Source organism: Mycolicibacter terrae (assembly GCF_010727125.1).
Classification (GTDB): domain Bacteria; phylum Actinomycetota; class Actinomycetes; order Mycobacteriales; family Mycobacteriaceae; genus Mycobacterium; species Mycobacterium terrae.
Window position 1 is genome coordinate 3,065,424 of sequence record NZ_AP022564.1, and the last position, 25,294, is coordinate 3,090,717.

At 70.3% G+C, this 25,294-nt stretch carries 24 protein-coding genes; 10 read left to right on the plus strand and 14 right to left on the minus strand.

Annotated features, from left to right (window positions below):
- Window positions 1-100 precede the first annotated feature (100 nt).
- The 5 genes from G6N23_RS14495 (at window position 101) to G6N23_RS22715 (ending at window position 5,344) form a co-directional block, all read left to right on the plus strand.
- Window positions 101-739, plus strand: a complete 639-nt coding sequence (locus tag G6N23_RS14495) for a TetR/AcrR family transcriptional regulator (protein ID WP_085262371.1) — start codon at window positions 101-103, stop codon at window positions 737-739.
- Window positions 729-1,634, plus strand: coding sequence for an ABC transporter ATP-binding protein (locus G6N23_RS14500; RefSeq protein WP_085262372.1), 906 nt, complete (start codon window positions 729-731; stop codon window positions 1,632-1,634). The genes G6N23_RS14495 and G6N23_RS14500 overlap by 11 nt, the downstream gene beginning before the upstream one ends.
- Window positions 1,631-3,271, plus strand: a complete 1,641-nt coding sequence (locus tag G6N23_RS14505; protein WP_173675009.1) for an ABC transporter permease — start codon at window positions 1,631-1,633, stop codon at window positions 3,269-3,271. The genes G6N23_RS14500 and G6N23_RS14505 overlap by 4 nt, the downstream gene beginning before the upstream one ends.
- 46 nt (window positions 3,272-3,317) lie before the next feature.
- Entirely contained in the window at window positions 3,318-3,956 is a 639-nt protein-coding gene (locus G6N23_RS14510; RefSeq protein WP_372508892.1) for a methyltransferase family protein, read from the plus strand.
- A gap of 104 nt (window positions 3,957-4,060) precedes the next feature.
- Window positions 4,061-5,344, plus strand: a complete 1,284-nt coding sequence (locus G6N23_RS22715; RefSeq protein WP_085262374.1) for a DUF2599 domain-containing protein — start codon at window positions 4,061-4,063, stop codon at window positions 5,342-5,344.
- Between the two features lie 18 nt (window positions 5,345-5,362).
- Here the strand turns inward: G6N23_RS22715 and glgC are convergent, their stop codons facing one another.
- Window positions 5,363-6,577, minus strand: a complete 1,215-nt coding sequence (glgC, locus tag G6N23_RS14520) for a glucose-1-phosphate adenylyltransferase (protein WP_085262375.1) — start codon at window positions 6,575-6,577, stop codon at window positions 5,363-5,365.
- A gap of 123 nt (window positions 6,578-6,700) precedes the next feature.
- On the opposite strand from glgC, the gene glgA reads away from it, so the two are divergent.
- Window positions 6,701-7,864: a glycogen synthase gene (gene glgA / locus G6N23_RS14525; protein ID WP_085262376.1), complete on the plus strand. Its 1,164-nt coding sequence runs from the start codon at window positions 6,701-6,703 to the stop codon at window positions 7,862-7,864.
- A gap of 11 nt (window positions 7,865-7,875) precedes the next feature.
- Here glgA and G6N23_RS14530 read toward each other — a convergent pair whose 3' ends face one another.
- The 7 genes from G6N23_RS14530 to G6N23_RS14560 form a co-directional block, all read right to left on the minus strand.
- Window positions 7,876-8,043 carry a DUF3117 domain-containing protein gene (locus tag G6N23_RS14530; protein WP_003885506.1) on the minus strand — a complete coding sequence of 56 codons (168 nt, stop codon included), beginning with the start codon at window positions 8,041-8,043 and terminating at the stop codon, window positions 7,876-7,878.
- Between the two features lie 158 nt (window positions 8,044-8,201).
- Window positions 8,202-8,783: a DNA-3-methyladenine glycosylase I gene (locus tag G6N23_RS14535; protein WP_085262377.1), complete on the minus strand. Its 582-nt coding sequence runs from the start codon at window positions 8,781-8,783 to the stop codon at window positions 8,202-8,204.
- A complete protein-coding gene (locus G6N23_RS14540; protein ID WP_085262378.1) occupies window positions 8,780-9,091 on the minus strand; it encodes a DivIVA domain-containing protein in 312 nt (103 codons plus the stop codon). Before G6N23_RS14540 ends, G6N23_RS14535 begins: the two co-directional genes overlap by 4 nt.
- A 51-nt stretch (window positions 9,092-9,142) precedes the next feature.
- A complete protein-coding gene (locus tag G6N23_RS14545; protein ID WP_085262379.1) occupies window positions 9,143-10,099 on the minus strand; it encodes a glucosyl-3-phosphoglycerate synthase in 957 nt (318 codons plus the stop codon).
- Window positions 10,096-10,920, minus strand: a complete 825-nt coding sequence (gene folP / locus G6N23_RS14550; protein ID WP_234808720.1) for a dihydropteroate synthase — start codon at window positions 10,918-10,920, stop codon at window positions 10,096-10,098. The genes G6N23_RS14545 and folP overlap by 4 nt, the downstream gene beginning before the upstream one ends.
- 113 nt (window positions 10,921-11,033) lie before the next feature.
- On the minus strand, window positions 11,034-12,821 hold the full coding sequence (gene fadD6, locus G6N23_RS14555) for a long-chain-acyl-CoA synthetase FadD6 (RefSeq protein ID WP_085262381.1): 1,788 nt from the start codon (window positions 12,819-12,821) through the stop codon (window positions 11,034-11,036).
- A gap of 111 nt (window positions 12,822-12,932) precedes the next feature.
- Window positions 12,933-13,496: a cytokinin riboside 5'-monophosphate phosphoribohydrolase gene (locus tag G6N23_RS14560; RefSeq protein WP_085262382.1), complete on the minus strand. Its 564-nt coding sequence runs from the start codon at window positions 13,494-13,496 to the stop codon at window positions 12,933-12,935.
- Between the two features lie 47 nt (window positions 13,497-13,543).
- On the opposite strand from G6N23_RS14560, the gene G6N23_RS14565 reads away from it, so the two are divergent.
- Window positions 13,544-15,601: a P-loop NTPase family protein gene (locus G6N23_RS14565; RefSeq protein ID WP_085262383.1), complete on the plus strand. Its 2,058-nt coding sequence runs from the start codon at window positions 13,544-13,546 to the stop codon at window positions 15,599-15,601.
- Here the strand turns inward: G6N23_RS14565 and dapE are convergent.
- Window positions 15,591-16,667 (minus strand): succinyl-diaminopimelate desuccinylase, encoded by a 1,077-nt coding sequence (dapE, locus tag G6N23_RS14570; RefSeq protein WP_085262384.1) that lies wholly within the window; start codon window positions 16,665-16,667, stop codon window positions 15,591-15,593. The genes G6N23_RS14565 and dapE overlap by 11 nt on opposite strands.
- 104 nt (window positions 16,668-16,771) lie before the next feature.
- Between dapE and dapD the strand changes: the two genes are divergently transcribed.
- Window positions 16,772-17,725, plus strand: a complete 954-nt coding sequence (gene dapD / locus G6N23_RS14575; RefSeq protein WP_095174150.1) for a 2,3,4,5-tetrahydropyridine-2,6-dicarboxylate N-succinyltransferase — start codon at window positions 16,772-16,774, stop codon at window positions 17,723-17,725.
- Window positions 17,726-17,731: 6 nt separating this feature from the next.
- Here the strand turns inward: dapD and G6N23_RS14580 are convergent, their stop codons facing one another.
- The gene (locus G6N23_RS14580) at window positions 17,732-17,974 is read right to left on the minus strand and encodes a hypothetical protein (RefSeq protein WP_085262386.1); all 243 of its coding nucleotides are present in this window, start codon (window positions 17,972-17,974) and stop codon (window positions 17,732-17,734) included.
- A gap of 110 nt (window positions 17,975-18,084) precedes the next feature.
- Window positions 18,085-19,485 (minus strand): acyl-CoA synthetase, encoded by a 1,401-nt coding sequence (locus tag G6N23_RS14585; protein ID WP_085262387.1) that lies wholly within the window; start codon window positions 19,483-19,485, stop codon window positions 18,085-18,087.
- A 132-nt stretch (window positions 19,486-19,617) separates the two neighbouring features.
- Between G6N23_RS14585 and G6N23_RS14590 the strand changes: the two genes are divergently transcribed.
- Window positions 19,618-20,349, plus strand: coding sequence for a helix-turn-helix transcriptional regulator (locus G6N23_RS14590; protein WP_085262388.1), 732 nt, complete (start codon window positions 19,618-19,620; stop codon window positions 20,347-20,349).
- Window positions 20,350-20,370: 21 nt separating this feature from the next.
- Here G6N23_RS14590 and ctaD read toward each other — a convergent pair whose 3' ends face one another.
- The gene (gene ctaD / locus G6N23_RS14595; protein WP_085262389.1) at window positions 20,371-22,077 is read right to left on the minus strand and encodes an aa3-type cytochrome oxidase subunit I; all 1,707 of its coding nucleotides are present in this window, start codon (window positions 22,075-22,077) and stop codon (window positions 20,371-20,373) included.
- A gap of 136 nt (window positions 22,078-22,213) precedes the next feature.
- Window positions 22,214-23,116 carry a pseudouridine-5'-phosphate glycosidase gene (locus G6N23_RS14600; RefSeq protein WP_085262390.1) on the minus strand — a complete coding sequence of 301 codons (903 nt, stop codon included), beginning with the start codon at window positions 23,114-23,116 and terminating at the stop codon, window positions 22,214-22,216.
- A 98-nt stretch (window positions 23,117-23,214) separates the two neighbouring features.
- On the opposite strand from G6N23_RS14600, the gene G6N23_RS14605 reads away from it, so the two are divergent.
- Window positions 23,215-24,096 (plus strand): GmrSD restriction endonuclease domain-containing protein, encoded by an 882-nt coding sequence (locus G6N23_RS14605; protein ID WP_085262391.1) that lies wholly within the window; start codon window positions 23,215-23,217, stop codon window positions 24,094-24,096.
- Between the two features lie 12 nt (window positions 24,097-24,108).
- Here the strand turns inward: G6N23_RS14605 and G6N23_RS14610 are convergent, their stop codons facing one another.
- Window positions 24,109-25,293 carry a PPE family protein gene (locus G6N23_RS14610; protein ID WP_085262392.1) on the minus strand — a complete coding sequence of 395 codons (1,185 nt, stop codon included), beginning with the start codon at window positions 25,291-25,293 and terminating at the stop codon, window positions 24,109-24,111.
- Window position 25,294 lies beyond the last annotated feature (1 nt).

The following is a 25,294-nucleotide window of genomic DNA, read 5'->3' on the forward strand; positions in this document are numbered from 1 at the left end:
GCGATCTGACGCACAAACACGCCCTCTCGCGGTAGGGGGCGCTCGCGGTGGTGGGGCGAAACGCTTGACGACGACTGAACGCGTGTTTAGCATCTTGAACATGCGTTCAGTCGACCTGACGGCCAGCGCGAAGATCCGTGACGCGGCGATCGAGCAATTCGGCCGGCACGGCTTCGGTGTGAGCATCCGGGCGATCGCCGAAGCCGCCGGAGTCAGCGCCGCGCTGGTCATCCACCACTTCGGCTCCAAAGAAGGACTGCGCCGGGCCTGCGACGAGTTCGTCGCCGAGGAGATCCGCAGCAGCAAGTCCGAGGCGATGCGCTCGGCGGATCCGGCCACCTGGTTCGCCGCGATGGCCGAGATCGAGTCCTACGCATCGCTGATGGCCTACCTGGTCCGCACCATGCAGTCCGGCGGCGAACTGGCCAACACGCTGTGGCGCCGGATGGTCGACAACGCCGAGGGCTACCTCGACGAGGGCGTACGTGCCGGCACCCTCAAACCCAGCCGCGACCCCAGGGCCAGGGCGAAATACATGGCCATCACCGGTGGCGGCGGATTCCTGCTGTACCTGCAGATGCACGACAACCCGATGGACCTGCGCGCCGTGTTGCGCGACTACGCCCGCGACATGGTCCTGCCCGCACTCGAGCTGTACACCGAGGGACTGCTGACCGACCGCACCATGTACGACGCCTTCCGAGAAGAAGCCGAACACGGGGGAACGAATGCGACCTGACAACCACTGGCCGGCCATCGAAATCCGCGGACTGGAAAAGCATTTCGGTCAGGTCAAGGCGCTAGACGGGTTGGACCTGACGGTGCACGGCGGCGAGGTCCACGGCTTCCTCGGCCCGAACGGCGCCGGCAAGTCGACCACCATCCGCATCCTGCTCGGCCTGATCAGGGCCGACGGCGGAACGGTCCGCCTGCTCGGCGGCGACCCGTGGACCGACGCGGTCGATCTTCACCGTGAGATCGCCTATGTGCCAGGCGATGTCACGCTGTGGCCATCGCTGTCCGGTGGCGAGATCATCGACCTGCTCGCCCGGATGCGTGGCGGAATCGACGAACGGCGGCGCGACGAGTTGATCGAACGCTTCGACCTGGACCCGAGCAAGAAGGCCCGCACGTATTCGAAGGGCAACCGCCAGAAGGTCTCCCTGATCTCAGCGTTCTCCTCGCACGCCCGGCTGCTGCTGCTCGACGAGCCCAGCAGCGGCCTGGACCCGTTGATGGAGAACGTATTCCAGCAATGCGTCGCCGAGGCAAGCCGGCGCGGGGCCACCGTCCTGCTGTCCAGCCATATCCTGGCCGAGACCGAGGCACTGTGCCAGCGGGTGACGATCATCCGGGGCGGCCGCGTCGTCGAGAGCGGCTCACTGGATTCACTGCGCCACCTGCACCGCACCTCGATCCAAGCCGACCTGATGCGCGATCCCGGCGATCTCACCCGCATACCGGGGGTGGCCGACGTGCACTACAACGGCACCGTCCTGCACGCGCAGGTCGACAGCGCCAGCCTCGGTGAGCTCATCGCCGTGCTCGGTGCGGCCGGAGTGCGCAGTCTCACCAGCCGCCCACCGACGCTCGAAGAGCTGTTCCTGCGGCACTATGACACGGTGCGGACATGACCAACACCGTTGTCCATCAAGCGAATCCGGCCTCCCGGCCGTTTGGGCGCAGCTCGGAGCTGTCGGGCACCCTGGGCATGCTTCGGCTCTATCTGCGCCGCGACCGGGTCGTTTTGCCGCTCTGGGTGTTGCTGCTGTCGCTGCCGCTGGCCGGCGTCTACATCGCCAGCATCGAGGCCATCTACCCCACCCCCGCCGACCGCGCCGGTTTGGCCGCGACCATCATGGCCAGTCCGGCGCAGCGAGCGGTGTACGGCCAGGTCTACAACGACACCCTCGGCGCGGTGGGGGTCTGGAAGGCCGGGATCTTCCATCTGCTCATCGCGGTGGCGGTGATCCTGACCGTCATCCGGCACACCCGCGCCGACGAGGAGACCGGGCGCACCGAGCTGCTCGACTCGACCGCGGTGGGCCGCCACGCCGGACTGACCGGTGCGCTGCTGCTGGCCTTCGGGGCATCGGCGGCCACCGGTGCCATCGGTGCGGCAGGCCTGCTCACCACCGACGTTCCGGCGGCCGGGTCGTGGGCGTTCGGGGCCGCGCTGGCCTGCTCCGGGCTGGTGTTCACCGCGGTGGCCGCGGTGGCGGCGCAGCTGTCGCCCGGCGCCCGGTTCGCCCGGGGCGCCGCGTTCGGCGTGCTTGCCGCCGCCTTCACGCTGCGGGCGGTCGGGGACGCCGGGTCCGGCTCGCTGTCCTGGCTCTCACCGCTCGGCTGGTCGCTACAGGTACGTCCTTACGCCGGTGACCGCTGGTGGGTGCTGCTGCTACACCTGACCGCCACGGCGGCGCTCACCTGGCTGGCCTACCGGCTGGCCGCCCGCCGGGATGTCGGCGCGGGGCTGCTGCCCGACCGCCCGGGGCCGCGCCGTGCGGCGCCGACGCTGGCCGGGGCGTTCGGATTGGCCTGGCGGCTCGATCGCGGTTCGCTGCTGCTGTGGACGACCGCCCTGGTGCTCTACGGGGTGCTGGTCGGCAGCGTGGTACACGGCATCGGCGCCGAGGTCGGCAGCGACAGCGCGCGTGACATCGTCGTCCGGCTGGGCGGAACGGAGGCTCTGGAGCAGGCGTTCGTCGCGGTGGCGTTCAGCATGCTGGGGATGGTGGCGGCCGCTTTCGCGGTGTCGCTGGTGCTGCGGCTGCAGCAGGAGGAGGCTGCCGGGCGCGCCGAGACCCTGCTCGCGGGTGCGCTGGGCCGAGACCGTTGGCTGGCAAGCCATCTGGTGATCGCGCTGGCCGGATCGGCGATCGCGATCCTGGCCGCCGGCGTGGTGGCTGGCACGGTCTACGGCGTTGCGGTCGGCGACGTCGGCGGACCGTGGGCCACCGTGGTCGGCAGTGCCGCCGTGCAGTTGCCGGCGATCTGGTTGCCTGCGGCCGTGGCGGTGGCGCTGTTCGGTCTCGCCCCCCGATTCGCGCCCGCCGCGTGGGCGGTGCTGATCGGGTTCGTCGCGCTGTATCTGCTCGGCACGATCTCCGGGCTGCCGCAGTGGGTCCTCGACCTCGAGCCGTTCACCCACATCCCGCTGGTCGGTGCCGGCGGCTTCAGCGTCGTGCCGCTGGTGGTGCTGGTGGCGATCGATGCCGCGCTGATCGGCCTGGGCGGCCTGGCATTCCGTCGCAGAGACCTGCAGATATGAGGAGGCGAAGGTGAAAACTGTTGGCAAAGGAGCCATTTCAGCCTTTTTGGGATTGATCGCATTCGGTGCCCTGCTGTTCGTACCCGCCGGGACCCTGAACTACTGGCAGGCCTGGGTATTCCTCGTGGTGTTCGCGGTGTCCACCTGGATTCCCAGCGTCTACCTGATGCGCACCAATCCGGCCGCGCTGGATCGGCGGCTGCGCGCCGGGCCGATGGCCGAGGCCCGGACGTTGCAACGGATCGTCATCACCGCCCTATTCATCTGCTTCCCGGCGATGTTCGTGCTCAGCGCGATGGATCACCGCTTCGGATGGTCTCCGGTGCCGACGGCGGTGTGTCTGCTCGGCGACCTCCTGGTGGCGATCGGGCTGGGCATCGCCATGTTGGTGATCATCCAGAACGGCTACGCGGCCGCCAACGTCACCGTGGAATCCGGCCAGACGCTGGTCTCGACGGGTTTGTACGGGCTGGTGCGACACCCGATGTACACCGGCAACGTCATCATGATGGTCGGGACCCCGCTGGCTCTCGGTTCCTACTGGGGGCTGATCTTCCTGCTGCCGGGAGTGGCCGCGCTGGTGCTGCGCATCCGCGACGAGGAGCGGTTGCTCACCGAAGAGCTCAGCGGCTACCGCGAGTACACCCAGCGGATTCGCTACCGTTTGGTGCCCCATCTCTGGTAATCGGTGGACAGAATTCCACTTTCGGCACGATTGGCTTACAGTTCCCTGAGCACAGGCTGTCAAATTATGGCCGGTCGATGTGACTTAGGGAGGCTGGTCGAGCCATGCGCGCACCCCGGCGAGGCCACGGTATCCCGACGCTGTCCCCGGCCGTGCTGGGCACCGCCGCCCTGCTCGCCGTCGCGCCGGGGATGAGTGCCCCCGCCGCGCAGGCGGACTGGGACTGGGGGTTCGACCTGGCCGAGCCGATGGCAGCCGTCAGCACGCCGGCGGGAATCGAGTTGGGCGGTTTGATGGAGCTGGCGCAGGCCTGGGTGGCGCAGCTCGATCCGGGCACGAGCGGCCTGCTCTCCGCCGGCATCGACGCGGTCTTGGCATTGCCGGGGCCCAACCAATCCCTCGACGCCGCCGCGTGGCTGGACCAGCTGATCTACGGCCCGCTGCACGAGTGGATCACCAGTCCGTTCGGGGAGCTGAGCACCGGTTTGATCAATGCACCGTTCGTCGCGCTGTTCGGCCGGGACCTGATCGGCGACGGCATCGACGGCTTCGACGGCGTCAACACCAGCCTGTTCGGGCAGTGGGGGTGGTTCGGCGACGCCGGCGACGGCGGGTTCCTGTTCGGCAACGGCGGAGCCGGCCTCGCCGGTGTCGACGGGGCGGGCGGTGTCGGCGGCGACGCAGGGTTCCTCGGCCACGGCGGGGCGGGTGGCCTGGGCGCGGCCGGCGCGGCCGGCGGCGACGGCGGTGCCGGCGGCTGGTTCATGGGCACCGGCGGAACCGGCGGGACCGGCGGCGTGGGCGCTATCGGGCTCGACGGCGGCGACGGCGGCACCGGTGGTGCCGGCGGCTGGTTCATGGGCGCCGGCGGTGCGGGCGGTGCCGGCGGCGACGGCGGGGCCGGTGCTGCGGACGCCCCGGCGGGCGATGGAGGCTCCGGGGGCGGCGGCGGTGCGGGCGGGCTGTTGTTCGGCCGCGGCGGCGACGGCGGTATCGGCGGCGAGGGCGGTACCGGCGGACTCGGCGGCTCGGGTGGCTGGCTGGGCGCCGCGGGCATCAGCGCGTCGCCCTACGTCGAGCACACCCAGTGGGTGACCTACGAAGACGGGACCAGCCTGCGGGTCTATCCGACCGACACCGGCCGGACCGAGGCCGGCGAGCCCGGCACCCTGCGCCAGGGCGAGCAAGCCTGGTCGGAAGTGGTGAAGCGTAACCCCGACGCCAACACATCGGGCATGCGCGAACAGTTCCTGTGCCACTGGCAGTTCGCCGAGTTCATCCAGCCCGGCAAGACCAGTTGGAATCTGGAGCCGTGGCGCCCGGTGGTCAGCACCCTGAGCCTGTTGGCCAACGGCTGCAATCCCGGCGGCGCCGAGGAACCGTTCTAGCCCCGGGGCAGCGACCCGCTAGATCCACACGCCCTTGCCGACCGCGACCACTCCGCCGGCACTGATCGAGAACCGCTCGCGGTCCTTCTCCAGATCGACGCCGATCATCTCGCCGGGGCCGACCACGACGTTCTTGTCCAGGATCGCGTGCCGCACCACCGCCCCGCGCCCGACCCGGGTGCCGGGCATGATGACGCTGTCCTCCACGATCGCGCCGTCGTCGATCACGACGTTCGACGACAACACCGAGTTGCGCACCGAGCCGGCCGAGATGACACTGCCCGCGCCCACCACCGACTCCTGCGCCGATCCGCCGTTGACGAACTTCGCCGGCGCCAGGTTCTCCGTCGCGCCGTGGATCGGCCAGCGCTTGTTGTACAGATTGAAGATCGGGTGCGCCGACACCAGGTCCATGTGGGCGTCATAGAACGCGTCGAGGGTTCCCACGTCGCGCCAGTAACCGCGGTCACGCTCGGTGGCTCCCGGCACCTCGTTGTCGGAGAAGTCGTAGACGGCGGCCATCCCGTCGGTGACCAGGCGGGGAATGATGTCGCCCCCCATGTCGTGGTCGGAGTGGTCGTCGTCGGCGTCGGCGCGGATCGCGTCGATCAGCACCTTGGTGGTGAAGATGTAGTTGCCCATCGACACGAACGCGCTGTCCGGATCGTCGGGCGTACCGGGCGGATTCGCCGGCTTCTCCAGAAATTGGCGGATCCGTCCGGAGTCGTCGGCGTCGATGCAGCCGAACGACGACGCCTCGGCGCGCGGCACCCGGATGCCGGCGACCGTCGCGCCGGCCCCGCTGTCGATGTGGAAGCGCACCATCTGTTCGGGGTCCATCCGGTACACGTGGTCGGCCCCGAAAACCACGATGTAGTCCGGGTCTTCGTCGAAGATCAGGTTCAGCGACTGATAGATGGCGTCGGCGGACCCGGTGTACCAGCGCGGCCCGAGCCGCTGCTGCGCCGGCACCGGGGTGATGTACTCCCCGGCCAGGCCGCTCAGTCGCCAGTTCTGCGAGATGTGCCGGTCCAGCGAATGCGACTTGTACTGCGTCAGAACACAGATCCGCAGGTAGCGCGCGTTGACCAGATTCGACAACACGAAATCGATCAACCGGTAGGCGCCCCCGAAGGGAACCGCCGGCTTGGCCCGGTCCGCGGTCAGCGGGTGCAGCCGCTTGCCCTCCCCACCGGCCAGGACGATGCCCAGCACGTGCGGCAATTCCCTCATAGCCCCAAACCTATCGGCCGCTTCGGCACCCTGCCAGCCGGAACGCATGATTGAAAAGTTCTCCACAGCTTGCCGGGTCATCCGCCGCGCACCCGGCGGCCCGCGACCGCTACCGTGCGGGTTATGCGGGTGGCGATGCTGACCCGGGAATACCCCCCGGAGATCTACGGTGGCGCGGGCGTCCATGTCACGAACCTGGTCGAAGCGCTGCGGCGGCTGTGTCACGTCGACGTGCATTGCATGGGGGCGCCCCGACCGGGCGCGCAGGCGCACCAGCCGGATCCGGCGCTGCGAGACGCGAATCCGGCACTGGGCACACTGTCGGCCGACCTGACGATGGCCGACGCCGTCGGCACGGCCGACGTGGCGCACTCGCACACCTGGTACACCGCCCTGGCCGGCCGCCTGGCGGCCCTCCTCTACGACATCCCGCATGTGCTGACCGCGCATTCGTTGGAACCGCTGCGGCCCTGGAAGGCCGAGCAGCTCGGCGGCGGCTATCGGGTGTCGGCCTGGGCGGAGCAGCTCGGGACCACGGGCGCCGACGCCGTGATCGCGGTCAGTTCGGCGATGCGCGACGACCTGCTGCGGGTCTATCCGGACCTGCGGCCCGACCGCGTGCACATCATCCACAGCGGCATCGACACCGATGTGTGGTGTCCGCAGCCGGCCGGCTCCGAGTCGTCGATGCTGGCCGACCTCGGCGTCGACCCGGACCGGCCGATGGTGGCCTTCGTCGGGCGGATCACCCGGCAGAAGGGGGTGGCCCATCTGGTGGCCGCCGCGCGCCGGTTCCACCCCGATGCCCAGCTGGTGCTGTGTGCCGGCGCTCCCGACACACCCGAGATCGCCGCCGAGGTGAGCACCGCGGTCGCCGACCTGGCCGCTAACCGCAGCGGCGTGTTCTGGATCCAGGAAACCCTGCCGGCGCGCCAGATCCGCGAATTACTTTCGGCGGCAACAGTGTTCGTCTGCCCATCGGTGTACGAACCGCTGGGCATAGTGAACCTCGAGGCGATGGCCTGCGCTACCGCGGTGGTGGCGTCCGACGTCGGTGGCATACCGGAGGTGGTGACCGACGGCGTCACCGGTTCGCTGGTGCACTACGACGCCACTGACCCGGAAGGTTTTCGCGCCGGCCTCGCCGAGGCGGTCAACGCGCTGATCAGCGACCCGGGCCGGGCACGGCGTTACGGCGACGCCGGCAGACTCCGGTGCGTCGAGATCTTCTCGTGGGCCCGGGTGGCCGAGCAGACCCTGGCGATCTATCGCCAGGTGGGCGGCTAGCCGAACCCGGGTCAGCTGGTGACGGCCTTGAGTTCGTCGCCGAGCGCGGCGGCCTCGTCCGGAGTCAACTCGACGACCAGCCGTCCGCCACCTTCAAGTGGTACCCGCATCACGATGCCGCGCCCCTCTTTGGTCGCTTCCAGCGGACCGTCACCGGTCCGGGGCTTCATCGCCGCCATCGAGTGCTCCCTCCAGGTACCAGCCCACCGGCCGTGCCTTTGATCTGCGCCGGCAGTGCACCGCGGTCGCAGCGTCCGGCATCGAACTGCAAATTCACTCCGCCATTCTCCCCTATCGGCGACGCCGCGTGCACAAGACCCGTTTCCGGAGCCGAATTTTAGTGGATTTTTTCCGTCGCCGGCCGCACCCAACACGTCTCGAGATGGTCGTCAACCATGCCCGTGGCCTGCATCAACGCGTACGCGGTCGTGGGTCCGACGAATCGAAACCCGCGCCGTTTCAATTCGCGCGCCATCGCCGTCGATTCCGGCGTGACGGCCGGAATTGCCGATAGATCCACCGGGCGGGGACGCGGCGGCGGCGCGAATGACCACAACAGCTCCGCCAAATCGGTGGATCCCAGGCCGATCGTCGCCCGCGCGTTGGCGATCGTCGCCTCGATCTTGGCCCGGTTGCGCACGATGCCGGCGTCGTCCATCAGCCGGGCCACGTCGGTGTCGGTGTAGCGCGCGACGGTCTCGACGTCGAAATCGGCGAACGCGCGCCGGAAGTTCTCCCGCTTGCGCAGGATCACCAGCCACGAAAGCCCGCTCTGGAAGGCTTCCAGGCTGATCCGCTCGAACAGCGCGGTCGTCTCGCGCACCGGACGCCCCCACTCCCGGTCGTGGTAGTCGCGGTACAGCGCCGAGCCGTCGGACCAGCCGCAGCGGACCAGGCCGTCCTCGGACGGGCTGCTCACGTCGACCCCGACGGGTTCCCGGCGTGGGCCTGTGCCGCGGCGAGCTCCCCGCGCAGCTGGTCGAGCTCGGCGCCGAGCCGCTCCAGCACCCAATCGACCTCGCCGGTGTTATAGCCGCGCAGCACCTGGGAGAACTTGACCGCCTCGACGTCGGCGCCGGTGACCCCGGAGGCGGGCAGCATGGTCGCCGTCGTCGCCCGGGGCAGCGGCGGCAACTGCTCACCCCGGCCGAACAGCACGCTGGCCACCCCGAACAGCAGCAGTGCGGTGAGGACGAGCACGACGAGATAGAGCAACACCAATGTCACGGCATCGATGGTGCCTCATTCCGCGGGTTCGCGCCTGCCGGCACGAGCGGGTCAGCGCTGGCGCAGCGTGTTCATCGGCGGCCGGTCCACCAGCGACAGCGGCGTGGTGTGCGGCACGTAGTCCATGCCGTCCGGGCCGTCGGCGAAGAACTGGGTGAGCCCGACGCCGGAGTCGGGGACGCCGCACCGCGACAGCAGGGTTGCCACGACCTGGCGGCTCATCACGGCCAGCTCGGCCAGCGGTCGGTTGCGGTGGGCCCGCACGCCCAGATTGACCTGCGCGATCGCGTCGATCCCCAACCGGTCGTAGGTGTCGATCAGCAGCCCGATCTCCACCCCGTAACCGGGCGCGAACGGCACCGACGCCAACAGTTCGCGGCTGCCGGCGTACTCGCCGCCCAACGGCTGCAGCACGGTTCCCAGCTCGGGTCGCAGCGCGGTCAGCAGCGGGCGGGCGACCAGCTCGGTGACCCGGCCACCGCCGGTGGCGTCCTCGGTGCCGTTGACCTTCAGCGGCCGCCGGTAGAAACCCTTGACCAGGTGGATGCCGTCACCGATGAGCAGGGGCCCGACCAGGTTCGGGACGAACATCGGGTCGGGGTCGATGAGGTCGGAGTCCACGAACACCACGATGTCGCCGCTGGTCGCGGCCAGGGACCGCCACAGGGCTTCGCCCTTGCCGGGCTGCGGCGGCACCTCCGGAACCGCCTGTTCGCGGCTGACGACACGGGCGCCGGCGGCGATGGACCGGATCTCGGTGTCGTCGGTGGAACCGGAGTCCAGCACGATCAGTTCGTCGACCAGGTTGTCGACGAGGCCGGTGATGCTGTCGATGACCGATTCGATGGTCGCCTGCTCGTTCAACGCGGGCAGCACCACCGAGATGGTGCGGCCGGCCTTGGCGGCGACCAGTTCGGCGACCGTCCAGTCCGGACGGCTCCAGGTGCGCTCCGCCAGCCGGGTCCCGCCCAGCAGGGAGTCCAGACCCTGGTCGGCCAGGTCGGTCATGCGAGTCCCCTTACTGTGCGGGTCGGGGCCCGCACGCCCTGGATCGAAGCCACCATCTCCAGCACGCGCCGGGTCGGCCCGACCTCGTGTACCCGAAACATCCGGGCTCCGGCGGCCGCCGCCAGCGCGGTGGCCGCCAGCGTTCCCTCCAGCCGTTCGGTCAGACCCACACCGAGAGTCTCCCCGATGAAGTCTTTGTTGGAGAGCGCCATCAGTACCGGCCACCCGGTAGCGACCAGCTTCTCCGTGTGTCGCAACAACGCTAGCCCGTGGAAGGTGTTCTTGCCGAAATCATGGGTGGGGTCGATCAGGATCCGCTCGGGCGCCACTCCCTCCGCGACCGCCCGCTCGGCGGCCCCGGTGACCTCCGCGATCACCGCGTCCACCACCCCGTCGACGGAGGTGCCGTAGGCCACCCGGAACGGGCGGGTACGGGGTGCGGCGCCGCCGGTGTGCGAACACACCAGGCCGGTTCCGAACTCCGCGGCGATCGCCGGCAGCGCCGGGTCGACTCCGCCCCAGGTGTCGTTGATCAGGTCGGCACCGGCGGCGCAAGCGCGTTTGGCCACCTCCGAACGCCAGGTGTCGACGCTGATCAGCTGATCCGGGTAGGCGCTGCGCAGCCACTCGATGAAGGGAACCACCCGGGCGGTCTCGGCGTCGGCATCGACGGACTCTCCCGGCCCGGCTTTGACCCCGCCGACGTCGATGACGTCGGCACCGTCGGCCACCGCCCGGTGCACGGCGGACTTGGCCGCCTCGTCGCTGAAGGTGGCGCCCGCGTCGTAGAAGGAGTCCGGGGTGCGGTTGACGATCGCCATGATCAGCGCGCGATCGGCCGCCACCGGACGACCGCAGAGGGTGGACTGCACTGCTCTATCGTGCCCGGTGATGATGCGCCCCTGTTCACCGCCCGCGTGGCCGGGCTGCCGCGTCAGCTCCGCGGTCGCTTGCCCGCCGCCACTTCAGCGGGATAGTCGTCGTAGAAGGGCACATAGCCCTCGTCGCAGCCGGCCAGCACATACAGCGGGTCCTCGATGCCGCTGCCGCCGGCGCCGTATCCCTGCTCGCGCAACTCCACCTTGCGGCTCTTGAACGTCGTGGTGTGCTCCATCGACTCCACCAGCCGCACGAACAGCGGTACCGCGTACAGCGGCAACCGGTCACAGACCACCTCAGCCAGAGAGCGGCCGTCGAAGCTCGCCCCGTCGCGCAGTTTGATCGCGGCCATCCCGGCCCGGCCACCGGTGTCTCGCACCTCGACCCCGTAGACCGCGCATTCCTCGACCGACTGGTCGGCGCTCAGGGCGGCTTCGACCTGAGTGGTGGCCACGTTCTCGCCCTTCCACCGGAACGTGTCGCCGAGCCGGTCGGCGAACGCGGCGTGCCCCATGCCCTGCGGGCTCATCAGGTCGCCGGTGTTGAACCAGCAGTCACCGTCCTTGAATGCGTTGCGCACCAGCTTCTTCTCGGTGGCCTCCGGGTCGGTGTAGCCGTCGAACGGGGACAGCCTGTTCACCGGGGAGAGCAGCAGGCCGGGCTGCCCGGACGGGACCCGCCGCACCCAGCCGTCGTCACCGCGCAGCGGCCGGCCGGTGTCGGGGTCGTATTCGACGTAGGCCAGCGGCATCGGGTAGAGCCCGACACTGCGCGGCACGTTGAGCACGTTGAGGAACGCGGTGTTGCCCTCGCTGGCGGCGTAGAACTCGCAGATCCGTTTGATCCCGAACCGGCGGGCGAACTCGTCCCAGATCTCCGGCCGCAGGCCGTTGCCGCAGATCACCCGCACCCGGTGGGTCCGGTCGGTGGGCTTGGCCGGCTGGTTGAGCAGGTAGCGGCAGACCTCGCCGATGTAGACGAAGGCCGTCGCCTGGTACTCGATCACCTCGTCCCAGAACCGCGACGCCGAGAACGAGCGGCCCAGCGCCAGGGTCGCCCCGGCGTTGAGCACCGATGAGACCGCGACCGTCAGTGCATTGTTGTGGTACAGCGGCAGGCAGCAGTACAGGGTGTCGCTGCCGCGCAGCCGCAGCCCGAGTCCGCCGAACGCGGCCAGCGCCCGCAGCCACCGGTAGTGGGTCATCACGCTGGCCTTGGGATAGCCGGTGGTGCCCGAGGTGAAGATGTAGAACGCGGTGTCCTTGGCCAGCACCGCCGACACCGACGCCGGGTTGCCGGCGGGTGCGGTGGCGGCCAGCCGCTCGAGCTCCTCGATGGTCTCCGGCTGATCCGGCGCGCCGCTGTCGTGCACGGCATCGACAAGATCCGACTCCGAGACCAGCAGCTTGGCGCCCAGCAGGCCCAGGCTGTGCGCCAACACGTCGCCACGCTGGTGGTAGTTGACCATGCCGGCGACCGCACCGCATTTGGCGACGGCCAGCATCATCAACACCGCGTTGGGCGAGTTGCGCAGCATGATCCCGACGACGTCGCCGTGGCCGACGCCGCGGGCGGCCAGTACCGCGGCATAGCGGTTGACGGTCTCGTTGGCCTCGCGGTAGGTCAGCCGCTGGTCGCCGAACCGGATGAAGATTCGGTCGCCGAACTTCGCGGCGCGCTCCTGGAATACCTTGCCGATCGACGCCTTGGAGGTGGGCCGGGCCAGCAGCCCGGTCCGCACCCCGCGCAGGATCGCCGGCGCGTCGGCGACCAGCCCCGGCAACCGGGTCACGATGTCGGTGAGCCCCACCCGGGTGGCCGCGCCGGCGTTGTGATCGGACACGCTATCCCCTTGCCTCGCTGAAATCGGTGGACGGGGCCGCCTCGCGACTACCCAGGGCGATCGCAAGCGCGGCGGGGCGGGGCACAGCGGGTCGCCCTGCGACAGCACAGCCTAATCGACACCGGCGGTACCGGGTGAGCAGGCGGCCAGCGCCGCCTCCAGGTCGTCGACCACCAGCAACCGGTCCATCGCGCGCCGGGACACGAAGCCCGCGTCGATCAGCCCGGACAGCCAGTTCCACAGCCCGTCGTAGTGGCCGTCGGGATCCAGCAGGACCACCGGTTTGTCGTGCAGGCCCAGATACCGGCCGGTCCAGGTTTCGAACAGTTCCTCCAGCGTGCCGATCCCGCCGGGCAGGGTCAGGAACGCGTCGGCGCGGTCGTCCATGACCTGCTTGCGCTCCCGCATGGTGTCGGTGACGATCAGCTCGTCGGATTCCACGTCGGCCACCTCGCGGTGCAGCAGCGCCTTGGGGATCACCCCGACGGTGCGGCCGCCGTGCTGACGGACGGCCACCGCCAGCGCGCCCATCGCCGAGATGTTGCCGCCGCCCCACACCAGCGTCCAGCCCCGTTCGGCGATCGCCGCACCGACCTTGGCGGCCAGCGCCAGCAGGGCCGGGTCGGTCGGGCCGGAGGCGCAGTAGACACAGACCGCCCATTCGCTGCACCGCACATCCGAAAGGCTATCCGGCAAGTGGCCCAGACCGTAAAATCTCCGCGATGCCGATCCGGTGGAACGTCCCCGAGCACTCGGCCGCCCTGCACCGGCTGACCGAAGCGCTTGACGCGGACGGCACGCGCGCGGGCGCGGTGGTGCTCGGCCCGGACGGCTGCGGCAAGTCCACGCTGGCCCGGCTGGCCGCCGAGGAGCGCGTGCGCCGGCACCCGGCGACGCAGACCCGCTGGGTGATCGGCACCCCGGCCGAACGCACGGTGCCGTTCGGCGCGCTGAGCCATCTGATCCGGGTCGCCGACATCGGCAAGCCGGCCGCGCTGCTGCGAGCGGCGCGGGACTCACTGGCCGGGGCGGGCCCTGACGGGGGCGAATTGCTGCTGGTCGTCGACGACGCGCATCAGCTCGACATCCTCTCGGCGACGCTGGTCTACCAGCTGGCGCTGGCCGGTGCGGCGCGCATGATCATCACCGGGCGCGCCGACGCGTCGCCGGCGGCCCCGCCGCCCATCGTCGCGCTGTGGGGCGACGAGCTGCTGGACCGTATCGACATCACCGCGCCGGACGAGGCGACCCAAGGCGGCCACGACGTCGCTGATATCGAAGCCTTCCTGGCCGCGTTGCCGGCCCCCGCCCGGTCGGCACTGGACTACCTCGCCGTCCTGGAGCCGCTGGCGTTGACCGAGCTGACCCGGCTGGCCGGCGCCGACGCGATCGCCCAGGCCGAGGAGCTGGGCGTGCTGGAGACCCGCAGCCGCGGTGGCCACGGGCCCGACCCGGTGGTCTACACCGCCCACCCGCTGTTCGCCGAGCGGGCCCTCCAGGCCCTTGGCGGCCGCGACGGCCCCGCCGCCCGCCGGGTGCGGACCGAAGTGGTCACCGTCCTGGCGGACCGGCCGTGCGAACACGTCGGCGAGCAGCTGCGGCTGGCGGCGCTGGCCGCCGACAGCGACGCGCCGCAGCCCGCCGAGCAGGTGGTGGACGCGGCACAACAGGCGCTGCGGCTCGGCGACCTGGAACTGGGTGAGCGGCTGGCCCGCAGCGCCTTGGAGCGCTCCGGCGGCCTGCCGGCCCGGCTGGCGCTGGCGCATGCGCTGGCCTGGCAGGGCCGCGGGCGAGACGCCGACGCCGTGCTGTCGGCGGTCGACCCGGCCGGGTTGACCGAACCGGAGCTGATGGCCTGGGCGCTGCCGCGGGCCGCCAATCAGTTCTTCATGCTGGGCGAACCCGAACGCGCCACCGCGTTCCTGGCCGCCACCCGGGGCCGCCTCACCGGCGCAAGCCCGCGCATCACCCTGGACGCGCTCGGCGCGACCTTCGCGATGAACGCCGGCAATATCGGCCGGGCCGCGGAGGCCGCCGCCGCGGTGCTGGCCGATCCGGCCGCCGACGACATGGCGGTGGCCTGGGCCGGCAGCGCCGCGGCGCTGTGCGCGGCGCGGGCCGGACGATTCGATGCCGTCGGCCCGCTGGCGCGCCGCGCACTGGACGCCGAGCATCCCGGGCTGCTCCGGTTCACCATCGGGCTGGCCGAGATCACCGTGCTGCTGATGACCGGACAGCTCACCGAGGCGCGCGAACTCGCCCACCAGTTCACCGATTTCGCCGAACTGGCCCAGCCCGGGCGGGCGATCGGTGAGGTGCTGGTGGCGAAGGCGTTGATCGCGGCCGGCGAATTCGACGCCGCGACACGGCTACTGGGACCTGCCGCGGCCACCCTGGAGCGCACCGGGTATTCGTGGGGCCCACTGTCGCTGACACTGCTGGCCACCGCGCTGTCTCGTCAGTCCGACATCGCCGGCGCGGCAAAAGCATTGAGCCGCGCCGAGTCCCGACACGGAACCAAATCCGCGCTGTTCGCTCCGGAGCTGGGTATGGCGCGGGCCTGGCAGCGGGCCGGCATGCGCGATCAGCATGGGGCGATCGCCGCAGCCCGAGAGGCCGCCCGGATGGCCGAGCGCACCGGCCAGTCGGCGGTGGCACTGCAGGCGTGGGACGTGGCCGCCCAACTCGGCGACGCCCGGGCCGTCGACCCGTTGAGCCGGCTGTGCGGCGAGGTCGACTGCGCTTTCGGCCGAACCGCGCTGGACCGGCTCAGGGGCTGAGGAAGCCGCGCAGCAACTCGGTCACCCTGCTGATCTGCTCGACCGGCACCCGCTCGTCGACGCAGTGCGCCAGATTGGGGTCACCGGGGCCGTAGTTGACCGCGGGAATGCCGCGGGCGGCGAACCGTGAGACGTCGGTCCAGCCGTACTTGGCCCGCACCTGTCCCCCGGCGGCCGCCACCAGCGCTGCCGCCGCGGGCGCGGTGAGCCCCGGCAGGGCGCCGGCGGCGCCGTCGGTCTGCTCGATCGTCACGTCCAGGCCGTCGAACACGTCCCGCACGTGGGCCAGCGCCTCCTCGGGTGTGCGGTCCGGCGCGAAGCGGAAGTTCACCGTGACGCCGGCGGCGTCGGGAATCACATTGCCGGCCACTCCGCCGTCGATGCGCACCGCCGAGAGTCCCTCGCGGTAGACGCAGCCGTCGATGTCGACGTCGCGCGGCCGGTAGGTTGCGAGCCGGTCCAGCACCGCCCCCAGTTTGTGGATGGCGTTGTCGCCCAGCCAGGACCGCGCCGAATGCGCTCGGGTGCCCGCCGCGGCGATGACGACCCGCAGCGTGCCCTGACAGCCGGCCTCGATGTAGCCGCCGGTGGGCTCACCCAGGATGGCGAGGTCGGCCGCCAGCCAGTCCGGCAGGTTGCGTTCGATGCGGCCCAGCCCGTTGGCCGCCGCGTCGATCTCCTCGCAGTCGTAGAAGACGCAGGTCAGATCGTGGGCCGGCGCGGTGACGGTGGCGGCCAGGTGCAGGAAGACCGCGACGCCGGATTTCATGTCGACGGTGCCGCAGCCGTGCAGCACGTCGCCTTCGGGCCCGGTCGAGCGCCGGCTGGGCAGGTTGCCGGCCGCCGGCACGGTGTCCAGGTGGCCGGCCAGCAGGACCCGGGTGGGTCGCCCCAGCCGGGTTCGGGCCAGCACCGCGTCGCCGTCGCGGACGATCTCGAACCCGGAGGTCTGCCCCCGCAGCGCGGCCTCCACCTCGTCGGCGATCCGCGCTTCGTGCCGCGACTCGCTGGGGATGTCGACCAGCGCCGCGGTCAGCGCGATCGGGTCGGAGCGCAGGTCCAGCACGGACCCAGCCTAGTGGGTGCCTTTCCCACGCCGAGCAGACACAGAGTCGCACCGCCGGGGACGTGAGCACGCGACTTTGCGTCTGCTCGCGGGGGGAAAGTAGCCTGACCGGCGTGACTGGAGCTTCGGGCGTCGGAGTGGCGACGCTGGCCGCAGACGGATCGGTGCTCGACACCTGGTTTCCCGCACCGGGGTTGGGCGGCTCGGGCGAACCCGGAACTACCCGCCTCGCCGGGGACGACGTGCCCGCCGAACTGGCCGGGTTGCTCGGGCGTGACGAGGACCGCGGCACCGAGACGGTGGCGGTGCACACCGTGATCGGTTCGCTCGCCGACAAGGCCGTCGACGCCTACGACGCCTACCTGCGGCTGCACCTGCTCTCCCACCGCCTGGTCGCACCGCACGGACTCAACGCCGACGGCCTGTTCGGGGTGCTGACCAACGTGGTGTGGACCAGTTACGGCCCGTGCGCCGTCGAGGGATTCGAGTCGACGCGGGCCCGGTTGCGCCGGCGTGGCCCGGTGACCGTCTACGGGGTGGACAAGTTCCCGCGCATGGTCGACTACGTGTTGCCCTCGGGCGTGCGCATCGCCGACGCCGACCGGGTGCGACTCGGCGCCCACCTGGCGCCGGGCACCACGGTGATGCACGAGGGATTCGTCAACTTCAACGCCGGCACACTGGGCGCCTCGATGGTCGAGGGCCGCATCTCGGCCGGGGTGGTCGTCGGCGACGGCTCCGACGTCGGTGGCGGCGCATCCATCATGGGTACGTTGTCCGGCGGTGGGACCCAGGTGATTTCGATCGGCAAGCGCTGCCTGCTGGGGGCGAACGCCGGGCTGGGCATTCCGCTGGGCGACGACTGCGTGATCGAGGCCGGGCTCTATGTGACCGCCGGCACCAAGGTCACCCTGCCCGACGGCAGCACGGCCAAGGCCCGCGACCTGGCCGGCGGCAACAACCTGCTGTTCCGCCGCAACTCGCAGACCGGTGCGGTCGAGGTGGTCGCCCGCGACGGTCAGGGCATCGCGCTCAACGAGGACCTGCACGCCAATTAGGGCGCGCTACAGCATCGCGTTGCTGATCTTGTCGCTGTCTTTGCCGATGGTCTTGCAGTAGGCGCTGACCGCCACCCGCGTCGCCGAAAGCTCCATGTTGGACGGCTCATTGCCCTTCTTGTCCTTGAGCATCTTGGAGACTTCCGAGCGCTGCTTCTCCTCGTTGTGGCTGTTGAACTCTCCGCAGGTGGTGTCACCCCCCTTGTTGATGACCTGACTGACGGACGAACACCCGCCGAGCAGCAACATCCCCGCAACGAGGACCGCGGCAGGGACGCCGACTACCGCGAGACTGAATCGCCGCACAGGCTTCACAATCACAGCCCACCCTTCTGGTCTCGGTTCGCGCAAGCGCGAGCCTACGTCAGCAATGCTTTCTTGAGTACCTTTCCCAATGCGTTGCGCGGCAGCGCATCCACCATCCGCACCTCGCGCGGCCGCTTGTGCGCCGAGAGCTGTTGGGCCACATACTCGATCAGGTCATCGGGTTGCGCCCCGCCGTCCGGGGAGGCGACCACATACGCGACGATGCGCTGGCCCAGGTCGTCATCGGGCACTCCGACGACGGCCACCTCGGCCACCCCGGGATGGCCGAGCAGGGCGGTCTCGATCTCGCCGGCGCCGACCCGGAAGCCTCCGGACTTGATCAGGTCGACCGATTCGCGGCCGACGATCCGGTGCATTCCGTCGGCGTCGACGACCGCGACATCCCCGGTCCGGTACCAGCCGTCGGCGTCGAAGGCCGCCGCGGTCGCCTCCGGCAGGTTGAGGTACCCGTCGAACAGGGTCGGTCCACGCACCGCGAGTCGCCCGATGGTCTCTCCGTCGTGCGGCACCGGTCCGCCGTCCTCGCCGACGAGCCGGGTCTGCACCCCCTGCAGCGGCAGGCCCACCCAGCCGGGCCTGCGCTCACCGTCGACGCGGGTGCTCAGCGTGATCAGCGATTCGGTGCTGCCGTACCGTTCGATGGGTGCGTGGCCGGTGAGCGCGTGCAGTCGCTCGAACACCGGAACCGGGAGCGCCGCGCTGCCCGACACCAGCAGCCGGGCCGGCCGCAGCGCGCCGGCGGAGGCGGGGTCGGCCACCACCCGCGACCACACGGTTGGCACCCCGAAATACAGCGAACCGCCGGCGGCCGCGTAGCCCTGCGGGGTCGGCTTGCCGGTGTGCACGAACCGGTTGCCGACCCGCAGCGATCCCAGCAGGCCCAGCACCAGACCGTGCACGTGATACATCGGCAGGCCGTGCACCAGCACGTCCTCGGGAGTCCACTGCCAGGCCTGCGCCAGCGCGTCGAGGTCCGCCGCCAGCGCACGCCGGCTCAACTGCACGCCCTTGGGCGGCCCGGTGGTGCCGGAGGTGTAGATCACCAATGCGGTGTCGTCTTCGTCCGGCGGTTCAGCGAGGCTCGACGATCCGGCGCCGTGCCGGGTGGGAACGTGCGGTAGTCCGGCGGGATCGTCGGGCCGCTCCCCCAACCAGGCCTGCGCGCCCGAGTCACGCAGGATGTGGGCGCGTTCGGCGACGCCGACGTCGGCGGGGACCGGCACCACCGGCACCCCGGCGAGCATGCAGCCGGCGACCGCGAGCACCGTCGCCGCCGTCGGGGTGGCCAGCACCGCGATCCGCCCCACCCCGCCGAGGTCTTCGAGCACCGCGGCCGAGGCAGCCCTCAGGTCGGCTCGGCTAAGCACGGTGTTGTCGATGCGCACCGCATCGGCGATATCGTCGGTATCGGTGTCCAGCGAGGTCAGCAGCACCCGAGGGACGTTACCGGTTACTCACCCGGGCGGCCGCAGCCTATCGGCCGAGCAATTTTGAACCGCCATGGGTGGTATCAATGAATTCGTTCCATTAAATTTGCAGATAACTTCGCAAAGAGAGGCACACCGATGCACGTCCCGTCCGGCCCGCGGCGCGGTGCCAACCGCAGTCAGCGGTTGCCACGTAACGAGCAGCGGGATCGGGTGCTGCGGCTGGTCAGCTGCGCCGCCGCCGCGGTGGACGCCAGCGAGATCGCCGCACAGATGGGCTTGCATGTCACCACGGTGCGCTTCCACCTCGACGCACTGTGCGAGGACGGTTCCGTCGCTCGCACCCGGATCAAGCGCGACGGCGTCGGACGCCCCCGCACCGGCTATGTCGCCGTGCGCGAACGCTTGGATTACCGCAGCCTCGCCGAGATCCTCGCGATGGAACTCGGCGACACCGCCGCCGAGCGCCGGCAGCGCGCCGAACGGGCCGGCCGACGCTGGGCCGACAGAATCTTGGCCGACGCCGGAGCCTCCGATTCCCTCGAGCCGGCCGGGACGGCGGCCGAACCCGGCGTCGACGGCTCCGCCGACCGGATCGCCTCAATCTTCGAGCGCATGGGCTTCGGCCCGGAGGTCGTCGAAGCGACCGACACCGGCGAGGGCCGGCGCGAATGCGCGATCCGGCTACACACCTGCCCGGTCCGCGACCTGGCGCGATCCCACCCGGAAGTCAGCTGCGCCATGCATCTCGGCCTGCTGCGCGGGCTGCTCAACGGCGAGGGAACCGAAGGCGGGAAAGCCGCGCTGCGCGCCGAGTTGGACCCGTTCGTCGAACCGGAATTGTGCGTCGCCAAGGTGATCGGCCGATAGCCGCGGCTCGCCGCGTCACCGTCACACGGTGGCATCCTCACGGCGCCTGATGTGGAGCTCATCGCGTAGCCGGGGCACCATATGCGGGTGGTGCAGTTCGAAAGCGGGCCGCTCCGAACGGATCCGGGGCAGCTCGGTGAAGTTGTGCCGCGGCGGCGGGCAGCTGGTCGCCCACTCCAGCGAGTTGCCGTAGCCCCACGGGTCGTCGACCGTGACGACCTCGCCGTAGCGCCAACTGCGAAATACGTTCCACAGGAACGGCAATACCGAGGCACCCAGGATGAACGCCCCGACGGTGGAGACCACGTTGAACGGCTGGAAGCCGTCGGTGGGCAGGTAGTCGGCGTAACGGCGCGGCATGCCCATGTTGCCCAACCAGTGCTGCACCAGGAACGTGGTGTGGAACCCGACGAAGGTCAGCCAGAAGTGCAGCTTGCCCAACCGCTCGTCGAGCAGCCGGCCGGTCATCTTCGGGAACCAGAAATAGATACCGGCGAACGTCGAGAACACGATGGTGCCGAACAGCACGTAGTGGAAGTGCGCCACCACGAAATAGGTGTCGTGGACATGGAAGTCCAGTGGCGGACTGGCCAGCATCACCCCGGTCAGCCCGCCGGCCAGAAACGTCACCGCGAACCCGATCGAGAACAACATCGGCGTTTCAAAAGTCAACTGGCCCTTCCACATCGTGCCGATCCAGTTGAAGAACTTCAGACCGGTCGGGATGGCGATCATCAGGGTCAGCAACGAGAAGAACGGCAACAGCACGGCACCGGTGGCGAACATGTGATGTGCCCACACCGCCGTCGACAGGCCCGCGATGCTCATCGTGGCGTACACCATCTGGGTGTAACCGAACAACGGCTTGCGGGAGAACACCGGGAAGATCTCGGTGACGATGCCGAAGAACGGCAGCGCGACGATGTAGACCTCGGGGTGCCCGAAGAACCAGAACAGGTGCTGCCACAGCAGTGCTCCGCCGTTCGCCGCGTCGTAGAGATGCGCGCCCAGGTGCCGGTCGACGGCCAGGCCCAGCAGGGCCGCCGTCAGCAGCGGGAAGACGATCAGCACCATGATCGAGGTGACCAGGATGTTCCAGGTGAAGATCGGCATCCGGAACATCGTCATCCCGGGAGCGCGCATGCAGACCACGGTGGTGATCATGTTGACCCCGCCCAGGATGGTGCCCAGACCAGCGACAGCCAGCCCCAGGATCCACAGGTCGGCCCCGGCGCCGGGTGCGTGGGTGAGGCTGCTCAACGGGGCGTAGGCGGTCCAGCCGAAATCGGCGGCACCGCCCGGCGTCACGAATCCGGCGACGACGATCAGCCCGCCGAACAGAAACAGCCAGTAACTCAAGGCGTTCAGCCGCGGGAACGCCACGTCCGGGGCGCCGATCTGCAAGGGCAGCACCAGATTGGCGAAACCGAAGACGATCGGGGTCGCGTAGAGCAGCAGCATGATGGTGCCGTGCATGGTGAACAACTGGTTGTACTGCTCGTTGGACAGGAACTGCAGGCCCGGCGCGGCCAGTTCGCCGCGCATCAGCAACGCCATCAGTCCACCGGTCAGAAAGAAGCCGAACGTGGTCACCATGTACAAGATGCCGATCAGCTTGTGGTCGGTGGTGGCGATGACCCGGTAGACCAGGGTCCCGCGCGGGCCGCCTCTGGGCGGGTACGGACGCACCGGCGCCAGTCGCCTGCCACCGACGCTCGCCACGCTCACGCGACGCCCCGATTCGCAACGTCAGCCATCGGCCGCCTTCCGCTGAAGTCCCAGCCCCGTCGGCAGTAAGCGTGCCGGCCAGACCAGCGGTGATAACGGTCCATGTTACGGGAAAGCGCTGCGTAGGGTCGGGCGTTCACCCGGTGGCGTAGGCGACCGCGACCTCCCCGGCCAGCCGCGCATTGGCCAGCACCAGCGCAACATTGGCGGCGACCGAGGCGCCCCGGGTGCCGCGGTGAAAATGGTCCAGCAGAAACGGAGTGACGTCCTTGCCGCGCACCCCCGCCGCCTCGGCGGCGGCCAGCCCGTCGGCGAGTACCCGGTCGTGCAGGGCACGGTCCAGTTCGGCGGCCGCGGCGATCGGATTGGCCAGCACCAGCCCGTAGCCGTCGGTGCCCAACCGGGTGCGGGCCCGCAGCACCGCGGCGACCTGCGCCGGGGTCTGCACCCGCCAATCGACCCGATGGCCGGAGTCGGCGAGATAGAAGGCCGGGAACCGGTCGGTCCGGTAGCCGATCACCCCGACCCCGAGCGTCTCCAACCGCTCCAGCGTCGCTCCGATGTCCAGGATGGACTTGATGCCCGAACACACCACCAGCACCGGGGTGCGTGACAGCGTCGTCAGGTCCGCGGACTCGTCCCAGCTCTCGCGTGCGCCGCGGTGCACGCCGCCCAACCCGCCGGTGGCGAACACCGTGATGCCCGCCGCCGCCGCCAGGTGTGCGGTCGAGGCGACCGTGGTCGCGCCGTCCCCACCCGCGGCGGCCAGCATGGCGATCTCGCGAATGCTGACCTTGACCGCCGTTTCCGCGGTGGCGAGGTGGTGCAGCGCCTCGTCGTCGAGACCGATGTGCGGCCGGCCCCCGAGGATCGCGATGGTGGCCGGCACCGCGCCCGTCGAACGCACGGCGTTCTCGATCTCACGGGCGATGCGCAGGTTCTCCGGACGCGGCAGGCCGTGCGTGATGATCGTGCTCTCCAGCGCCACCACGGCCCGACCGGCGGCCAGCGCATCGGCGACTTCGGGATGGATGCGCACCGACCCACCATATTGCGCCCGGCGGGCTTTCGGGCCCGCCGATCGTGTCGGAGCACCCTGATAGCGTCCGGGCCAGCACAGCGAGACGGGACGGTGCCGTGGTCGAGCAGCGACGCAACTGGCCGGGGTGTGCCGCGGTGGCGGCGGCGTTGTCGGCCGCGCTGGCCTTGTCGCTCCTCGCGCCGGCGGCTCCCGCGCCCGCCGACCCGGGTGCGGTCGGCAGCGCCGACGGGTCCGTGGAACTGGCCAGGCTCGACGCCCTGCCGATCAAAGGCCGGGCACCCAAGACCGGCTACGAGCGTGCACTGTTCGGCCCGGCGTGGAGCGACGATGTGACGGTGCCCGACGGGCACAACGGCTGCGACACCCGCAACGACATCCTGCGCCGCGATCTGGTCGACATCGAGATCAAGCCGGGCACCAACGATTGCGTGGTGGCATCCGGTGTGTTGAACGATCCCTACACCGGTACCGCGATCGCCTTCCAGCGCGGTCGGGGCAGCTCCCAGGCAGTGCAGATCGACCATGTCGTGGCGTTGTCGGACGCCTGGCAGAAGGGCGCTCAGCAGTGGGATGAACCCACCCGGCGCAACTTCGCCAATGATCCGTTGAACCTGCAGGCCACCAGCGGGCCGATCAATGAACAAAAAGGCGACGGCGACGCGGCGACCTGGTTGCCGCCCAACAAGTCCTATCGCTGCGAGTACGTGTCCCGCATCGTCGAGGTGAAGTCCGGCTACGGCCTGTGGGTCACCCAGGCCGAACACGACGCGATCGCGCGGATTCTGACCGGCGAATGCGGGGCGCCCGAGCCGCCGCCGGCCGAACCGGTACCGTTCGCCGCTCCGGTCGACGGGCCGTCGGTGTACTTCCCGAACTGCGCGGCCGCCCGGGCCGCCGGCGCCGCGCCGATCCTGGCCGGACAGCCCGGATACCGCTCCGGGCTGGACGGCGACGGCGACGGCATCGCCTGCGAGTAGGCGCCGCGGTGCTCATCCGGCAGAGAACGGGCGCGCCATGACCTTGGGCTGAAAACCGTATCTGGGGCCGGATCCCCGCCCTGCCGCCCCGGCGCCGGCCAGCGGCATCCCGCCCATCAGATTTCCCGACCCTTCGACGTCGGGGCTGATGGCGGAGACGGTGCTGACCGGTATCGGCGAGACCGAGCCCGCCGCGGCGCCGGCCGCCGCCCAGCCGGCCGGCACCGACAGCCGCCCGGCCGCCGCGGCACTGCCCAAGCCGGCGGCCACCGGTGCTGCGCCACCGAGCTGAGCGCCCAATCCGGCCGCGGGCAATGCCGCCGGCAATGCCCCCGCGGCCGCCTTGGCACCGTCGCCGGCAGCCTTTGCCGCGGCGGTAGCCGGGGCCAACGCCTTCGACAAGGCGACCCCACTGTTGATCGCACCGGTGGAGAAGTGCGCTATCGCGATGCTGCTCTGCGTCGGAGCGACGTAGGACGTCCACGGGGCCAGCAGGTTGGCTATCGGACTTCCGGGTGTGTACTTCAGACCAAGCATCGAGTAGAGATCGCCCAGCATGCCCTCCAGTGGCGACGTCGAAGAGTCCGCCGCGCCGGCCGACGAGGCAGGCGACGCCAGGCTCGCCAGCGCCGACTGGAAGGCGGAGACCAGTTGCGCGGTCTGCGATTCGCTCGCGGTGGTCGGATCGGCGGTGCTGAACGGGGCCACCTGTGATGCCGACGCCGACTGCCCGGCATACCCGTACATGGCGGCGCTGTCGCGGGCCCACATCTCCCCGTAATCGGCCTCGGTCACCGCGATCGCCGGCGTGTTCTGCCCCAGGACGTTTGTCGAGACCAGCGAAGACAACCGGGTGCGATTGGCGTCCACGTGAGCCGGGTGCACCGTCGCGGCCAGCGCCGTCTCGTAGGCGGCAGCGGCCTGCCGTGCCCTGGTCGCGGCCTGTTCGGCCCGCGCAGCGGTGGCGACCATCCAGTCCACGTAGGGCGCAACGGCCTGCGCCATTGACGCCGACGCCGGCCCGAGCCAGTCCTCACCCGTCAGGCCGGTGACGATCGCCTCATAGCCGGTGGCCGCCGAGTTCAGCTCGGCGGCCAGCCTGCTCCACGCCGAGGCGGCAGCGACCAGCGGCAGCGATCCCGCGCCGGAATACATGCGCGCGGAGTTGACCTCCGGCGGCAATGACCCGAAATCCATT

Excerpts from the sequence above, each read along its gene's own strand:
- glgC (WP_085262375.1), bottom strand. The coding sequence starts at position 6,577 with ATGAGGGAATTGCCGCACGTGCTGGGCATCGTCCTGGCCGGTGGGGAG.
- G6N23_RS14495 (WP_085262371.1), top strand. The coding sequence starts at position 101 with ATGCGTTCAGTCGACCTGACGGCCAGCGCGAAGATCCGTGACGCGGCG.
- G6N23_RS14530 (WP_003885506.1), bottom strand. The coding sequence starts at position 8,043 with ATGGCGGCGATGAAGCCCCGGACCGGTGACGGTCCGCTGGAAGCGACC.
- G6N23_RS22715 (WP_085262374.1), top strand. The coding sequence starts at position 4,061 with ATGCGCGCACCCCGGCGAGGCCACGGTATCCCGACGCTGTCCCCGGCC.
- G6N23_RS14580 (WP_085262386.1), bottom strand. The coding sequence starts at position 17,974 with ATGTTGCTGCTCGGCGGGTGTTCGTCCGTCAGTCAGGTCATCAACAAG.
- G6N23_RS14565 (WP_085262383.1), top strand. The coding sequence starts at position 13,544 with ATGCCGATCCGGTGGAACGTCCCCGAGCACTCGGCCGCCCTGCACCGG.
- G6N23_RS14545 (WP_085262379.1), bottom strand. The coding sequence starts at position 10,099 with ATGACCGACCTGGCCGACCAGGGTCTGGACTCCCTGCTGGGCGGGACC.
- G6N23_RS14610 (WP_085262392.1), bottom strand. The coding sequence starts at position 25,293 with ATGGATTTCGGGTCATTGCCGCCGGAGGTCAACTCCGCGCGCATGTAT.
- glgA (WP_085262376.1), top strand. The coding sequence starts at position 6,701 with ATGCGGGTGGCGATGCTGACCCGGGAATACCCCCCGGAGATCTACGGT.
- G6N23_RS14500 (WP_085262372.1), top strand. The coding sequence starts at position 729 with ATGCGACCTGACAACCACTGGCCGGCCATCGAAATCCGCGGACTGGAA.
- G6N23_RS14590 (WP_085262388.1), top strand. The coding sequence starts at position 19,618 with ATGCACGTCCCGTCCGGCCCGCGGCGCGGTGCCAACCGCAGTCAGCGG.
- G6N23_RS14505 (WP_173675009.1), top strand. The coding sequence starts at position 1,631 with ATGACCAACACCGTTGTCCATCAAGCGAATCCGGCCTCCCGGCCGTTT.
- folP (WP_234808720.1), bottom strand. The coding sequence starts at position 10,920 with ATGGCGATCGTCAACCGCACCCCGGACTCCTTCTACGACGCGGGCGCC.